The sequence below is a fragment of the Vibrio sp. SCSIO 43133 genome (assembly GCF_023716845.1).
GTDB lineage: Bacteria > Pseudomonadota > Gammaproteobacteria > Enterobacterales > Vibrionaceae > Vibrio > Vibrio mediterranei.
This window is the reverse complement of the sequence record NZ_CP068024.1, coordinates 1,719,942-1,735,637: the sequence shown is the minus strand read 5'-3', so window position 1 is coordinate 1,735,637 and position 15,696 is coordinate 1,719,942. Positions and strand designations below refer to the sequence as shown.

The following is a 15,696-nucleotide window of genomic DNA, read 5'->3' as shown; positions in this document are numbered from 1 at the left end:
CAAGACTCTGCTTGAGGGACAATAATGACAATACAGCTTAAGGCAAAGCAGGTTTCCATGCGGTTCAAAGACCGTGTCTTATTCCATATACCATCGTTAACGATCGGACCAAACGAAGCCGTCTACTTGAAAGGCGATAATGGCGTCGGTAAAACTACACTACTGAAGATATTGGCTGGCTTATTAAAACCTACGTCAGGTGAGGTGTTTCCTAGTTGCCAAAGTATAATGTCGCGCTTGTTTGGTGGTTCTGGTCGTAAAGATGTTATCTATCTTCACCAATCCCCTTACCTTTTTGATGGCTCGGTCTATCAAAATGTCGCGTATGGCATTAAGCATAAGCGACTTGAAGCTCATGATAAGCGCGCAGAAGTGATTGCGGCGTTGCGATTAGTCGGGCTTGAAACGCTCGCTGACGAGCATGTATCAGTGTTATCCGGTGGTGAAAAACAGCGAGTTGCTATGGCTCGCGCTTGGGTTCTAAAACCTTCTATTTTGTTGATGGACGAACCAAGCGCTTCCCTTGACCAGGAGTCAATAGAACGTTTGGTTTTCATGGCTGAGGATCTGTTAAAGCACGGTTCTAGTATTGTAGTTACGAGCCATCAATCCAATGCGTTAACTAAGTTGTGTCGAAAACAATGGTGGATAAAAGACTGCACCTTGATAGAATCTCCACTGTTACAAATTATTGATAAAAAACAAACCGATCAAGAGAGTGATTATGTTGCATCCAACTCAGACTAGTTGGGTTATCCTCGCCGGAGGCCAAGCGTCTCGTATGGGCGGAAATGACAAGGGCTTAGTAGAATTTAATGGTAAGCCCTTAATCGAGTATGTTTTACAACGGCTCACCACACAAACTTCATCCATTACCATTAACGCCAACCGCAATGTAGACCAATATGGTCGATATGCTCCCGTTATTAGCGATACGTATAAAGATTATCCGGGACCTCTTGGTGGAATGCACGCTGGCTTAGCCGCTTCGTCAACTGACTGGGTTGGCTTTGTCCCATGTGATAGTCCGTTTATTGATGAACGTATTGTTGAACGTTTTTGTCATGCTGTCGAAGACTCGACCGACATTCTTGTGGCACATGATGGCGATTTTCATCAGCCTGTTTTCACCATGTTTCACAAGCGAGTTCTACCTAAATTGGAAGCATTTTTAGAGCGTGGCGATAGAAAAATCATTTTGTTATACAAAGAGTGCAATACCAAGTACGTTGATTTTTCAGATAATCCCGATTGTTTTGTTAATCTAAATACACCAGAAGAGCTGTCGAAACTATCAGCAACCATTGAGCATTCACAGAAGAGCACTCTATGACCATCAAATCCATTAATAATGTCCCGCTTCTGGGTTTCGCTGCTTATAGCGGTACTGGTAAAACAACATTATTGGAAGCCTTACTTCCAAAACTAACCGCTACCGGGCTAAGAATTGGTGTGTTAAAGCATGCGCATCATAACTTTGATGTAGATAAACCAGGAAAAGACAGCTATCGCCTTCGTAAAGCTGGTGCGAGCCAAATGTTGATCTCTTCTCGATATCGACATGCATTGATGACGGAAACTCCTGAGGCTGAAGCAAATTTTGAATACTTGTTGACGCGCTTTGATCATCAAGCGCTGGATTTGATTTTAGTTGAAGGTTGCAAGAACATCGCTTTCCCTAAGATTGAGCTCAACCGTAAAGAAGTCGGCAAACCTTGGCTACACCCAAGTGATGAGAATATTATTGCTATCGCTAGTGATAGTGAGTTGGATGTGTCACTACCGACAATGAGCATCAATGATTTAGACGCCATCACAAGGTTCATCCTAAATTATGTTAGCCCAGATACCTCTAGCCCTAAGAAAGAGGCAGCGTGCTGCGATACGCTATCACCCGCTTTCTTATCAGTGAAACAAGGCCAAGAGCAAATTCTTAACGCCGTAAATGCTTTGTCTGCATCTGAAACTATCCCACTAACCAATGCTTATGGCCGCACGCTAGCAGAGAATATTTCGTCTCCTATTAATGTGCCAGCGTTTACCAACTCAGCAATGGACGGTTATGCCATCATTGGTGCCGATGCTGGACTAAAACAATTCAATGTCGTCGCGTGTGTGATGGCAGGTTATGGCTACGACCAAGAACTTCGCTCTGGTGAGTCAGTACAAATCATGACTGGAGCACCAATGCCAGCTGGCGCTGATACCGTTATAATGCGTGAACAGGCTAACGTTGATGGCGATAGAGTGAGCTTTGGTGATGCCGGTATTAAAACCGGACAGAATGTTCGTCAAGCTGGAGAAGATCTTGCGATCAACCAATCGGTATTTGATACCGGCACATTGTTGCAGGCACCTGAGATGGGCATGATCGCCTCACTTGGACTAGATAGCGTAAAAGTGAATCGTAGCCTAAAAGTCGCGGTATTTTCTACAGGTGATGAAGTTCAAGCCCCTGGTACGCCTCTGCGTGCTCACTCTATTTATGATTCTAATCGTTTTACCATCATGGCGATGTTGCAGAAATTAGGTTGTGAAATTATAGATCTTGGCATTCTTGAAGATGATGAGTCCGTTATGGAGAATGCGATCACTGAAGCGAGTCGCAGCGCGGATTTGGTTATTACCTCAGGTGGTGTCTCTGTCGGTGATGCTGACTTTATTAAGAACGTTCTTGAAAAGCACGGTAACGTTGATTTTTGGCGTATTAATATGCGCCCGGGACGCCCTCTCGCTTTTGGTGACATTAATGGAACACCCTTCTTTGGACTTCCTGGAAATCCAGTCGCCGTAATGGTGTCGTTTATTAACTTTGTTGAACCCGCGATTAAGAAGATGCAAGGTGTTGGACAGTTTGTACCACACAAAGCCGTCGCCATTGCCTCTGAGCCACTGCGCTCTCGTCAGGGAAGAACAGAGTTTAGCCGAGGATTCTACGAGCTTGATGAAGAATCAGGACAATTAATGGTTCGCACGACGGGGAAACAAGGCTCGGGTATTCTACGTTCGATGAGTGAAGCAAACTGCCTAATAGAGATTGCACCACATATCGATACAGTAAAAGCAGGCGAAAGCGTGACAATTATCCCGCTACAAGGCAGAATCTAGCGCTAAATTATCAGCAGGTAGAAAATCATGGCTCGTACCATCATTTACGAATACAAGAATGAAGAGAAAACACTGACGTTTTCTTACCAACAGCATCGCAATATTCATGAGGCTGTCGCTGAAGCAGAGGGCATCGACCTTTCTGATTTCTTAAGAATGGAACAGCAAATCGAAGCCGTTTCGGATACCAAGGCTGTTCGCAATTATCGCGATAATCATTTTAAGAAATTGGGCTTTGGAAAAATAACTCTCATGCCTAAAGAGAACTTCGGAGTCGGCAAAAAGCCGATATAGTTACTGAATTCGATAACCAGGACACCGAGTCGATTGACTCGGTGTTTTTTTATTCACCCGACCAGAAACCAAACGTTTACCATATGAAAATTTTATTGTTGAGTGGAACTAATGGCATGAAATGGTAACTAACTCTATCAGCAGACTCGTAATATTCATTACAACAAAAACAGCGATAGAGTGAATATGATTAAGGTAATTTCTTTAGTAGCAACTTTGATGATTTTAGGTGGGTGCGCCTCGTACAACGAGTTTGCGAGCGAAACTCAACTATACAACCACAATCTAGAAGCTCGTAATTACTGCAAGCAAATAAGTGACTCCAAAGCATACTATCAGTGTTTCGATAAATTTCTATTGAAGTCCCCTACCGTCACACTAAATCAATTCTATACCGCGCAACGTTCATTGGAAAAAGCTAAGAACTCATCGGCGGCTCTTCAACCAACAGTTTAATACCGAGAATGATCAGTACTGCACCGGTCGTACCTTCCATCCAACGAACAAAATTTCCATTGTTAAGAAGTGATTTAGCGGAATTAAGCATGCCCGATAGTCCACATTGCCACACCATAGCGATAACAAAGTGAATCGCGGCCATTAACAATGATTGCAAAAATGGCGAGTACTCTGGGTTAATAAACTGAGGTAAAAACGCTAAGTAGAATACGGCCGTTTTTGGGTTCAACACATTAGACAAGAATCCTTCTCTTAGTGAACGCGATGCTGCTACGGTATTCACCTCTCCTTTCTCTAGTGCTATGGCCTGATTTGATTTTAACGCTCGTAAACTTGAGATACCCAACCAAATTAGATAAGCAGCCCCCAATGTCTTTACTAATGCAAACAATTCCGCTGACTGCGTAAGTATCACTGATATACCTAGAGCTGAGAATGTTGCGTGAACAAATAGTCCCAAGCAAATGCCAAAACTGGTCATTGCACCATCATTGAACCCACCTCTAGAAGTGTTACGAATTACCAACGCCGTATCGAGTCCCGGTGTTAGCGTAAGAATAGTAATAGCAATAAGGAAGGCTTCAAGATTAAGAATATGCATAACGTCCACTGTCATCTTTCTAAAACATCAGAGTTCGAATTCTGAGGTAACTCCGATTAAAAATCCATGGTTAATTTGGATTTCCTCTCCAGATTTTATCGGCTACTTTCCGTAACTCCTTGTTAGTGTTAAGTTAGGACAATCGTTCACGCAAAAGGTCATAAGACATGGAAAACTACAACAAACTGGTTGAACACTATAAAACAATTTCTAATTTCAGCCATTTATCCGCTATATGTGGTTGGGATGCAGCGGCAATGATGCCATCTGGAGGTAACCAAGCTCGCTCAGAAGCTATGGCTCAACTGTCACTTCATATCCATCAACTATCGACCGCGCCGCAGCTAGCAGAATGGTTCGAACAAGCTCAGAGTGACGAACTCGACCCTTCACAACGAGCCAGCTTAGGGGAAATGAAACGACAATGGCAGCTTACCACTGTCGTTCCAGAAGAATTAGTGAAAGCAAAGTCTCTTGCTGGATCCAAGTGCGAACACGCTTGGCGTACACAGCGTGGTGACAATGATTGGGATGGCTTTTGTAAAAACTTCGAAGAGGTAGTGAAACTATCGCAAGAAGAGGCCCAAATTAGAGCGGAACAATCAGGCTTAACTCCTTATGATGCGATGCTGGATATCTATGAACCGGGGGTAAACTCACAGCAACTCGATTCAATCTTTGGTGACTTGGTATCTTGGTTGCCAGAATTAACTCAACAGGTCATTGAAAAGCAAAAAACAGAGTCGGTTTATACCACTGAAGAGTCATACAGTACCAAAGGTCAAAATGCGCTTGGATTGGAAGTGATGAAACTTCTTCAGTTCGACTTTGCCCATGGTCGTCTGGATATCAGTTCGCATCCTTTCTGTGGTGGTGTGCCTCAAGATGTCAGGATCACAACACGCTACGATGAATCTGACTTTGTTCAATCTTTAATGGGAATTGTCCACGAAACCGGTCATGCTCGTTATGAGCAAGGCTTACCAAAACAGTGGGCAGGACTACCAGTTGGCCAAGCACGTTCAATGGGTATTCATGAATCTCAATCTTTGTTCTTCGAAATGCAATTAGGCAGAAGTCAACCTTTTATCGCCAACTTAGCGCCACTGGCTCAAAAACACTTCTCAACTAATGACGCGAAAGTATTCGAAGCAAACAATCTACAGAAAATCTATACCCGAGTGCAACCAGGATATATTCGCGTTGATGCGGATGAGCTTACTTACCCTGCCCATGTCATTCTTCGTTATGAGATCGAACGAGATTTGATGAATGGTAAGATCTCCTATAAGGATATTCCTGAACTGTGGAATCTGAAGATGCAGCAGTACCTCGGTCTTTCCACACAAGGTAACTTTAAAGACGGTTGCATGCAGGACATTCACTGGACAGATGGTGCCTTTGGTTATTTCCCTTCTTACACTTTAGGGGCAATGTATGCAGCGCAGTTTATGGCGGCGATGAGAAAAGAGGTGGATGTGGACAACGCAATCTCTTCATTAGAATTGGCTCCGATCTTTGATTGGTTAAGTGACAATATTTGGAGTCAGGCAAGTACGCTTGGTACTGGAGAGTTGGTTAAACAAGCGACCGGCTCAGAACTTAACGCTCAATTCTTTAGAACACATTTAGAAAAACGTTACTTATAGTTTCGACCATGACTCGCGAAGTTAGACGACTTGGCGAGTCAACACTTTCCAGTCTGTGGCGCAAAGTGATAAGTAATTCAACGGTAACCGTTTTAACATTGCCTATTAGTAGTTAGTCAATAAAGGCAATAGAAATGAAACTGTCCACACTATCGGTATTATTAATTCCGAGCTTGTTCATCGCTACAAGTGTGCAAGCGAACTCCTCAGAAGGTCCTAAGCTAATTTACTCCGCACACATTGATAAAACGTGTGGTGTACAAGTTGACAGCGAGGCGACCGGCACCTTAGGTTTTGGAAACCAAGTTCCTGAAGATGGTGCAACGTTTAAAGTTATTTCTAATCATAACGAAAATCATATGAACCCAAAGCTCCAAGTCACTCACTTCGAGGCTGACGATGACAAAATTACAGCACAAAATACTACGTTGGAAATTGATGGGACTGCACACAAAGTAGAAGACTTACAGAACGCTCCTGTCGAAGTTCAAGTCGGTGAGAACACAGCTCACGGTTACACAAGTGTTGGAGAATTTGAGTTTGAGGAAAATGGAGATAAAACGGCAACGGTAACCTATACCATTACCTGTACGCATGACATTGTGAAGGCTCAAGGTTAAATATCGACACAACATATAATGATTCGGGGGAGACCTATTCTATCCCCCGCCATTACTTCTGCTGAAAATTATCTTTTTGAGTCGTATTCAATCACTGAAATAACCGCGCCACATGGATCCTCTATCACCGCTATCTTACCGACACGCTCAATAGTCGTCACTGGAACCAATACTAAACCGCCGACTAATTCTGTTTTGTTCACAATAGCTTCAACTTCGTCAACGGTTACGTAGGTGCGCCAATGTGCTCGAATATCCTTATCATCGACAGTAAGTATGCCAGCAAAAGGTTCCGTAGCGTTATCACTTTTAACCAGTGCGTAGCGGCTACCATTTCGACCCGCTACCTCTTTTAACCTCCAACCAAGCATTGATTCATAGAACCGGCATGCTTGTTCAAAATCCGGAGTTATCAACTCTGACCAACTAAATAATCCATGGTCTTCAAACGGTTTATCCACTTACATACCTTCCACTTTTGACAGCCATTTCTCTCTCTTTACTAGGCAAATATCCATGATTAAACGAGCAATTTCCTCTGAACTTTGGTCTGGGGTTTGCTCATGCAGTGCTCTCCAAGCGACGTCGATAGCGCAGTTAATAACATCGCACGCTTCACCTACAACACCATCACTTCCACCTTTTTCAGTAGGAGTGATGCCATCTTTAATCTGTAGTTCTATTGATAGCTCGCCGACTTCTTCTACAAGTTTTTGTAAAAAGAACGGATAGGTTCTGTGTGGTTTTTCGGTGCCAAGTTCCTCGGATACCTTAACGAGTTGTTCAAACATTCAGTTTTCCCCTATTCAATCGCCTTAGCACCTTAAAGATGGGAGTATTCTTAGTCGTTTTTAACATCATTAAAAAAGCGACCAATTGAGTCGCTTTTATCAAAACCATGATGGTAGTTTTATCGGATTTATTGATTATTAATTGCGGGCTGCACGCTTTGTGTAATATCTTCAAATTCAAACTTTCCATCATCTAACGCTTTCTTAATCTCGCTTTTTGCAGAAAAATCTAACGCAGCAAGATCCACTTTCTTAATTCGGCTGTCGTTCATCGTTTTGTAGTAGAGAACGCCATTGGTTTGGTCAACCACTGAAGTCCACTGAGTCGCGCTTGGTAGATCTGGGATATGCTCTCGATATTGCGGGCCAAACTCAGAGCCAATTGGAATATCGAAGTTATTCAATATATGAAAGGCTTGAGAAACTGCCTGTGCCGAGGTTTTGAGTTCAGGTGCAGTGGTGACATAAAATGCCGCTCGTACGAACCTAGAAGGCGGCGTAATGTCTCCAGGTAAGCCTAAGAACCCTGAACCGATACCGAATGATTTTGCCTCGACCTTTCCAAACTGCCGAGGAGCACTGGTTCCAGGTTGTAAGTGCAGGTAGTTGTTTAAGTTGGTCACCTGCCAAGGAAACGTTGGAGAGTTAGTCAGAACGCCTACTTCATTTTCGTAAATATGCACCTCTCCTTGGTTCATAATTTCAATCACAACACTTCGACCTGTTTTGTCCGTTACACGCCAATGCCCTGTTGGTGAAGGCTGTCCTTTAGCATCTAGATATACTGGCACGATATCTATAGATTTCATCGCGGTTATTACTTCATCGACAGTTTTAAATTGCGACAACATCCAACGTACAAAATCCATATCGGTAATGCTTTTCTGTCTTGCTTCCTCGTTGTACGGTTTTAGCGAACCGTACCCTTTGAAATAGAATAGTCCGGCACTCAACCCAGCCTCATTAACCCCTTCCCCAATAAACCGGTCATCACTTACTGATATACCAACAAAACCTAGGCGACTACCCCAACTGAATCCTTGTTTATGATCGGGCATAATCGACGTGAACTGGTGCTTTCTCGGAGAGATGATCAGTTTACTATTTAGATTACTCTCACCCCATTCAATAGTGCGAGCTTGTATGAAGTCGTTTCCGACCGTAGAAAGAGAAATGCCAGTACAAGCACTAGCAGGTACGATAACGCTAGCTGAAAGCACTATCGCAATTAACGTTTTTCTGAACATTTCAAACAACCTAAAAGTAAGGCTACACATTGTAGTGCTATGAGTGTAGACCTAGTTCTCTTAGTTGAAAATGGAAATTGCAATACGATGAAAAGAATTATCTTTTCAGTTACTTAATTGATATTTTAATCCACCAAAAGACTCTCTATTCGTACAATTTTAGATCACCAGGTACGAAAAAGGCGACCCAAGGTCGCCTTTTTACACACTTACACAGTTTTAGAAGATGTGAAGTGTAGCATTGATGGTAAAGCTATCTAGATCTTTGTCATCAAATTTGGTTTTAACGCCGTTAAAACGTTGCCAACTCGCACCAACAGAAAGCATATCAGTCACGAAGTACTCTGCACCTACACCGTACATAAAGTCTGTACCGCTGTCGCTGCCACTTAGACCATCTTTATAATCAGCGTTGTAGTAGTGTAAACCACCTTTAGCGTAAAGCTGTACTGGACCAATATCGATACTTGGTTTAAGTGCTGCGTACCAAGAACCTAGTTCTGCGTAACCTTTCTTGCCCTCGCTAGTACCGTCGAAGTTACCGTGTTTCCAGTAACCACCTTCAATACCGATGATAGGCAGAATACCAGTACCAACGTGGAAACCCATTGGGGTATCGCTGTTACCATTGTAGTCTGCACGACCAGCAGAAACACCACCATACAACCACGCATCAGCAAACGCTGACGTCGACGCACCAACAAGCGCAAGCGCTAAAAGTGTCTTTTTCATTTGTAACCTTCTTGTTTAATAAAATGCGGCGAGTCCAATGAAAGCCACCGCGGAGCTTTATATATCACACACTATATCGTAGGAGAATCCTTCTAGTTTTAATTTTCGGTAAAACTTTCTGAATTCTCATACGCTTAGAAGTTATATCTATCACATTTTTGTATAGAATCTATTTAGTTGGACACTTAGCAAGCGTCTATCGCATTCAATACGCGTTTATCGGACACTGGGTATGGCGTACCGAGCTGCTGAGCAAAATAACTCACGCGTAGCTCTTCTAGCATCCAGCGAATCTCTTTAACGTTTTCTGGTATTTTCATACCTTTTGGAATCTTGTTAAGTAACTCTTTGTAGTCTTGAGTGACGGATTCCACTTTTAGCATGTGCATGCGATCTCGATTTGGGTCAATCGGTAACTTCTCCATACGTTTCTCAATTGCTTTCAAGTAACGCAGAATATCCGGCAGTCGTTTCCAGCCACATTCGGTTGCGAAGCCTTTGAAAATCAATCCTTCGATTTGCGCTTTTATATCCGATAACGCGAATGCCATAGTCAAGTCTACGCGACCTTTTAGCTTTTTATTAATGTTGAACGCAGTCGTCAGGATTGTTTCCACTTGCTGTGCAATGTCTACAACTGTATCGCCCAACTCTCCACGCACATACTCTTTAAGTTGCTCAAATTTGTCTGCATCCCAAACTAAGCCACCTTGACCTTCGATAAGCTTATCGATACCGCACGCTATACAGTCATCAATTAAGTCTAACACTTTGCCATAAGGGTTGAAATAGAGACCCAGCTTAGATTTGTTCGGAAGATTGGTGTGCAGATATTTAATTGGAGACGGCACATTCAGTAGCAGCAAACGACGTTGCCCTTCTTTCATGACCTGCTCTTGTTCGACTTCCGTTTCAAACAACTTAATTTCAACGCTGTCTTTATTGTCCACCAGAGCAGGATAAGCTTTCACATCAAATCCACCGCGCTTTTGCGAATAGACTTTTGGCAGTTCACCAAAGCTCCAGGTATGCAAACCTTGCTGCTCAATGTCATCATCAGCAACTTTAGACAAAGTTTGTTGCACTTTGTCTTTCAGGCTTTCTTTCAACTCATAGAGATTGCGATTCTCTTTAAGCTTTCTATTGCGATGATCCACAGCACGGAAAGTAATTTTCAGGTGATCAGGAAGTTGTTCTAGATTCCAGTCGTCCCTTAATACTTCCACACCGGTCATGCGGCGAAGTTCTTTTTCCAATGCATCTAAAAGCGGTGCTTCCATCGGTGTGACACGAGCCAAGAATGCGTCTGCGTAGTTTGGCGCTGGAACAAAGTTCTTACGTAGTGTCTTTGGCAATGCTTTGATTAAGCTCACCACCAGTTCGTGTCGCAACCCTGGGATTTGCCAATCGAACCCTTCACTATCAATCTGGTTAAGGATAGGTAATGGGATATGCACTGTTACACCGTCACTATCTTCTCCAGGTTCAAACTGATAACTTAGCTTGAGTTTAAATCCACCTTGATGCCAGAAGTTAGGATAATCAAGATCGGTGACATGACTAGCGTCGCCCTTAAACAGCATCTCTTTTTCAAAATTAAGAAGCTCTTTGTTCTTCTGGCTTGCTTTCTTCCACCACGTATCAAAATGGCGCCCAGAAACAACTTCCGTACCTACACGTTGATCGTAGAAATCAAACAGCTCATCGTCGTCAACAAGAATATCCCGACGACGCGACTTGTGCTCAAGCTCTTCTACTTCTTGTAGTAGCTTTCTGTTTTGTTTGAAAAATGCGTGCTTGGTTTCCCAATCCCCTTCAACTAAGGCACTGCGCACAAACAGTTCGCGACTTAAAACTGGGTCAATCGCACCATAGTTAACCAATCGCTTCGGAACGATTGGTACTCCGTACAACATCACTTTTTCGTGTGCCATTACGGCTGCGCGTTTCTTAGACCAATGGGGTTCACTGTAGCTACGTTTGATTAGGTGTTTTGCTAGAGGCTCGATCCACTCTGGTTGAATTTTGGCGATAATACGTCCCCAGAGCTTAGAGGTTTCCACCAGTTCTGCCGACATTATCCACTTAGGTTGCTTCTTAAACAGACCTGAAGCTGGGAAGATATGGAATCGTGCGTTTCGAGCCCCTTGGTACTCATTTTTCTCTTGGTCTTTCACACCAATATGAGACAACAAGCCAACCAGTAAGGCAGTATGGACCGATTGGTAACTGCCTGGTTCTTGGTTGAGTTTTTCATCCATCTCACGCATGGCTTGATGTATTTGGAAGTAGACATCTTGCCACTCACGTACACGTAAGTAGTTTAAATAGTCTTGCTTGCATTGCTTGCGGAATTGATTTCCAGACAACGCTTTTTGTTGTTTTTGAATGTAATCCCATAGGTTTACAAACGTCAGGAAATCAGACTCTTTATCGAAAAAGCGCTTGTGTTTGTCGTCAGACGATTGCTGCTTGTCACTAGGACGTTCTCTTGGGTCTTGAATAGACAATGCAGAAGCGATAACCATGACTTCTTTTAAACATCCAAGTCTTGGTGCTTCTATCACCATTCGAGCCAAACGAGGGTCGATTGGCAGGCGAGCCAACTTACGACCAATTGGAGTTAAACGTTTCTTAGGATCTTTTGCTTTATCATTGATAGCACCTAACTCTTCAAGCAGACGTACGCCGTCTTGGATATTGCGTTTATCAGGTGCTTCAACAAATGGGAAAGCTTCGATATCGCCCAACCCCAAAGCCGTCATTTGCAGAATGACCGACGCTAGGTTGGTTCTAAGAATTTCAGGATCAGTGAATTCTGGGCGTGATTCGAAATCTTCTTCCGAATACAGACGAATACAGATCCCCTCTTCTACACGGCCGCATCGACCTTTACGCTGGTTTGCACTTGCCTGAGAAACTGGCTCAATAGGAAGACGCTGAACCTTTGTGCGATAACTGTATCGACTAATGCGAGCGGTACCTGGGTCAATGACGTACTTAATTCCCGGAACAGTCAGAGATGTTTCAGCAACGTTAGTGGCGAGTACAATTCGTCGACCTGCATGTGGTTGGAAGATCTTATTCTGTTCGCCAGCGGATAATCGAGCGTACAATGGAACAATCTCAGTATCACGAAGGTTACGTTTTGCTAATGCATCCGCCGTATCACGAATCTCACGCTCACCGTTCATGAAAATCAGAATGTCACCAAGACCTTCATCACACAGTTCATCTACCGCTTCGAAAATGCCTTCTAGCTGATCTCTATCGCCATCATCGTCCCCAGACAGAGGGCGATAGCGAGTTTCAACTGGGTATGTTCGTCCCGAGACCTCAATAATTGGCGCGTCATTGAAATGTTTTGAGAAACGCTCTGGATCGATGGTCGCTGAAGTGATGATGATTTTTAAATCAGGGCGTTTCGGGAGTAACTCACGTAAGTACCCCAGAATAAAGTCGATATTCAAACTACGCTCATGCGCTTCATCAATAATGATGGTGTCATATTGATTAAGAAAACGATCGTGTTGAATTTCAGCTAGTAAGATACCGTCTGTCATCAACTTCACTTGAGTATTCTCAGAAATCTGATCGTTAAATCGGACTTTATACCCAACGAACTCGCCGAGTGACGTCTCCATCTCTTCGGCAATACGATTTGCCACTGAGCGCGCAGCAAGTCGTCTAGGCTGTGTATGACCAATTAAGCCAAATTGTCCTCGCCCTAATTCTGAACAAATTTTTGGTAGCTGAGTCGTCTTACCTGAACCTGTTTCACCCGCCACAATAACCACTTGATTATTCTCAATGGCTTCGGCAATTTCATCTTTCTTCTGACTAACCGGCAGCTGCTCTGGGTAGTTGATGGTGGGTTTTGCAGCTGCGCGCTGTTGAGCAACCATCATCGATCGCGCAATATCTGTAGCAATCTCGTCGAATACTGCAGATTGAGCTTCTGGTTTTTTAATTCTTGTTGCGCCTGCGATACGCTTACTCAAACGAAAGCGGTCGCGAATCATACAGTCTTTTAATGCTTTTTTAAGTGACTGTGGATTATTCGCTCGCACTTGCGACTGTTGATTGGAATTTTGAGAGGAAGTCAAAACGTTCCCTACTTAACTTTTTACTATTAAAAACTGGCCGGATTGTAGCACAGGTAGGAAATTCGCGTTAAGCCAGAAGGATACAAAAAAGCTCCGCAATGCGGAGCTTTCTGATTAGAAGTGGTATTGAAGATAGAAGGTGCTGTAGTTACTACCACCTTTGATTCGACCAAACTGGGACGAAGCTTCGAATATCGCACTGCGGTGATGCAGAGCATAACCCAACCATAACTCTTCAAGCTCTGGTTTACCGATAATAGAGCCTATGCTGATATCATAAGAAATATCAATGTAGTTCATAAGGTGACTCGCACGCTTCTCTTTCTTATCCATCTCTTGTTGTTCGATATAGGTAATGTTGTCGATATATGACAGGCCGTTACCCACACCTAAACGCATCTTCACTGGCCAGTTAAATGTGTAATATGCTTTGATAAGCGTGATAAATTCTGTACCAGAGCCTTGAACCTCAGAACTCCAGTGGTGAGCAATACCCGGACTCAAATAGATATCCAACGGCATACCAAACAACTCATCCGTTAATGGATGGCCATAAAATACTGATGTTACTTGGTTATTATACGGATCGCGCTTACCATTAAAGGTCAGGATATCACCCATGTCCGATGGTGACGCATAACCATGAGCTACACGCACATAAGGTTTAGCTCCGATATCACGACGTACTTGCTTCGCTTTTGATGTTGATTTTTTCTTCTCGTTGAAGAAACCAAAACCGAAATACACTTCGCCTTCAAAACGTTCTTTAATCACTGATGAATGATACGCTTGGTTATCTAGCATGCGAATATTAGTCGCACCTACAAGGTATAGGTTTGATACGACGTGGTATTTAGCATCAACGCCCATCGCATAGTCCATACCGCCACTTAGGCTATCTGTAGTGCCTCGGTATGTACCATAGTATTCGGTGTTAAAGTCAGCATCTTTATAACGTAGTGTAACGTTAGGACGTAATTCAAGGTCACCATAATCAAGCATACCTTGAAGTCTAAAGTTTGCATGATAACGGTTATGTCCGTCTGTCATTAGCTCAGTGTCGAAGTGCCAAGCGTCATCAAAGTTGTAACGCATTTGCAAACCATAATCCGCAGTGTCTCCCCCAACGGCATTTTGCTCGTCTGCTGGTATGTCGATAAAACGCATACGCGCAATGGCGTTAAGCTCTAACTCTTTGTCATCCGTTTTATAGAGGTGGGCGCCTGCCATAGTACCGTCTAGAAAGACATAGTCATTCTTAAAGAACATCATCGGAATAAAGGTACTAACGGAGGTATCACTTCCTTTGGTATCAAAAGGAATGTTCGCTGTACGCCACACTGCTGCAATGCCCCAATCCGCTTCTTGCGCTGACTCTTCTGCCAATACCACTGGTGCTGTACAAAGTGATGCTGCGGTCGCGAGCGCGAGATTTCTCTTTATCATGTCTTGCAGTTTCTCCAACTGGAATATGTTTACAATTAATAAGCTAAGGAGCACGTAATCACTATTTTGACTGATAGCCAAAATTCACACGCCATTTATCAAATAACCTAACAACAGCTACCTCAGTGAAGTAGAGTTGTATATTATGGGGTTAACGCATATTTTTATGTCACCACACTGTTATTTGCCTTATGGCTCAATAAATAACCAACAGTGATGGGTGTCATAGTTTCCACTATTTAGACGAATCGTGAAAGTAGAAAAGTTAAAAAAAATTCTCCAATCTTTGCCAAACGATCAACATATTGATGTCGTCACAGGTGAGACATGGCTTCCAGAACGACTTTTGAGTGCCAAAGTCGATAATGACTTGTTATTCTTAGAGTTCGACAACGCTCCTGACGAAGCGGAAGATACATTTGAAGGTCGAGGATTTGTTGAGCATGAAATAGAGCTAGTTCGTGAGCGATTAGCTCAGATGATCGACCAAAGCAACAATAAAGAGCATCTTTTGAATGCTTTGACTGCTTTTTTCCTAATCGGTCATGAAACGAGTAGCTCAGAGTTTGTCGAATTGCTTGAGCAAATGAATGAAGCTACAACAGCATCAGAGCACCCAGCACTGGAACATTCCTAGAAAGTA

14 protein-coding genes are annotated in these 15,696 nt (G+C 43.2%); 7 read left to right on the top strand and 7 right to left on the bottom strand.

Features of this window, described 5'->3' with window-relative positions; genetic code table 11:
• Positions 1-24 precede the first annotated feature (24 nt).
• Genes JKJ11_RS08285 through JKJ11_RS08270 form a run of 4 tightly spaced genes read left to right on the top strand, consistent with a single transcriptional unit; the run spans position 25 to position 3,402 of the window.
• Entirely contained in the window at positions 25-747 is a 723-nt protein-coding gene (locus tag JKJ11_RS08285; RefSeq protein WP_031494333.1) for an energy-coupling factor ABC transporter ATP-binding protein, read from the top strand.
• Positions 725-1,333 carry a molybdenum cofactor guanylyltransferase MobA gene (mobA, locus tag JKJ11_RS08280; RefSeq protein ID WP_240205884.1) on the top strand — a complete coding sequence of 203 codons (609 nt, stop codon included), beginning with the start codon at positions 725-727 and terminating at the stop codon, positions 1,331-1,333. Before JKJ11_RS08285 ends, mobA begins: the two co-directional genes overlap by 23 nt.
• 2 nt (positions 1,334-1,335) lie before the next feature.
• Positions 1,336-3,108: a bifunctional molybdopterin-guanine dinucleotide biosynthesis adaptor protein MobB/molybdopterin molybdotransferase MoeA gene (locus JKJ11_RS08275; protein ID WP_252039106.1), complete on the top strand. Its 1,773-nt coding sequence runs from the start codon at positions 1,336-1,338 to the stop codon at positions 3,106-3,108.
• A gap of 27 nt (positions 3,109-3,135) precedes the next feature.
• Positions 3,136-3,402 carry a DUF2960 domain-containing protein gene (locus tag JKJ11_RS08270; RefSeq protein ID WP_038230574.1) on the top strand — a complete coding sequence of 89 codons (267 nt, stop codon included), beginning with the start codon at positions 3,136-3,138 and terminating at the stop codon, positions 3,400-3,402.
• A gap of 418 nt (positions 3,403-3,820) precedes the next feature.
• Here the strand turns inward: JKJ11_RS08270 and JKJ11_RS08265 are convergent, their stop codons facing one another.
• Positions 3,821-4,462 carry a LysE family translocator gene (locus JKJ11_RS08265; protein WP_240205883.1) on the bottom strand — a complete coding sequence of 214 codons (642 nt, stop codon included), beginning with the start codon at positions 4,460-4,462 and terminating at the stop codon, positions 3,821-3,823.
• Between the two features lie 167 nt (positions 4,463-4,629).
• On the opposite strand from JKJ11_RS08265, the gene JKJ11_RS08260 reads away from it, so the two are divergent.
• Together JKJ11_RS08260 and JKJ11_RS08255 are read left to right on the top strand one after the other, a co-directional pair.
• Complete coding sequence (locus JKJ11_RS08260) at positions 4,630-6,111, top strand: carboxypeptidase M32 (protein ID WP_252039062.1); 1,482 nt, start codon at positions 4,630-4,632, stop codon at positions 6,109-6,111.
• A 134-nt stretch (positions 6,112-6,245) separates the two neighbouring features.
• The gene (locus JKJ11_RS08255; RefSeq protein ID WP_006071439.1) at positions 6,246-6,731 is read left to right on the top strand and encodes a hypothetical protein; all 486 of its coding nucleotides are present in this window, start codon (positions 6,246-6,248) and stop codon (positions 6,729-6,731) included.
• Positions 6,732-6,799: 68 nt separating this feature from the next.
• Here the strand turns inward: JKJ11_RS08255 and JKJ11_RS08250 are convergent, their stop codons facing one another.
• The 6 genes from JKJ11_RS08250 to JKJ11_RS08225 form a co-directional block, all read right to left on the bottom strand.
• Positions 6,800-7,192 carry a VOC family protein gene (locus JKJ11_RS08250; RefSeq protein ID WP_252039061.1) on the bottom strand — a complete coding sequence of 131 codons (393 nt, stop codon included), beginning with the start codon at positions 7,190-7,192 and terminating at the stop codon, positions 6,800-6,802.
• Positions 7,193-7,522: a nucleoside triphosphate pyrophosphohydrolase family protein gene (locus JKJ11_RS08245; RefSeq protein ID WP_252039059.1), complete on the bottom strand. Its 330-nt coding sequence runs from the start codon at positions 7,520-7,522 to the stop codon at positions 7,193-7,195.
• A 128-nt stretch (positions 7,523-7,650) separates the two neighbouring features.
• A complete protein-coding gene (locus tag JKJ11_RS08240; RefSeq protein WP_062460490.1) occupies positions 7,651-8,769 on the bottom strand; it encodes a linear amide C-N hydrolase in 1,119 nt (372 codons plus the stop codon).
• A 219-nt stretch (positions 8,770-8,988) separates the two neighbouring features.
• Positions 8,989-9,501 (bottom strand): porin family protein, encoded by a 513-nt coding sequence (locus JKJ11_RS08235; protein WP_006071435.1) that lies wholly within the window; start codon positions 9,499-9,501, stop codon positions 8,989-8,991.
• A 185-nt stretch (positions 9,502-9,686) separates the two neighbouring features.
• Positions 9,687-13,607 carry an ATP-dependent RNA helicase HrpA gene (gene hrpA, locus JKJ11_RS08230; RefSeq protein ID WP_286036751.1) on the bottom strand — a complete coding sequence of 1,307 codons (3,921 nt, stop codon included), beginning with the start codon at positions 13,605-13,607 and terminating at the stop codon, positions 9,687-9,689.
• Between the two features lie 114 nt (positions 13,608-13,721).
• Positions 13,722-15,053, bottom strand: a complete 1,332-nt coding sequence (locus JKJ11_RS08225) for a MipA/OmpV family protein (RefSeq protein ID WP_031494492.1) — start codon at positions 15,051-15,053, stop codon at positions 13,722-13,724.
• 250 nt (positions 15,054-15,303) lie between these two features.
• Between JKJ11_RS08225 and JKJ11_RS08220 the strand changes: the two genes are divergently transcribed.
• The gene (locus JKJ11_RS08220) at positions 15,304-15,690 is read left to right on the top strand and encodes a VC1380 family protein (protein WP_240205880.1); all 387 of its coding nucleotides are present in this window, start codon (positions 15,304-15,306) and stop codon (positions 15,688-15,690) included.
• The last annotated feature ends 6 nt before the right edge of the window (positions 15,691-15,696 follow it).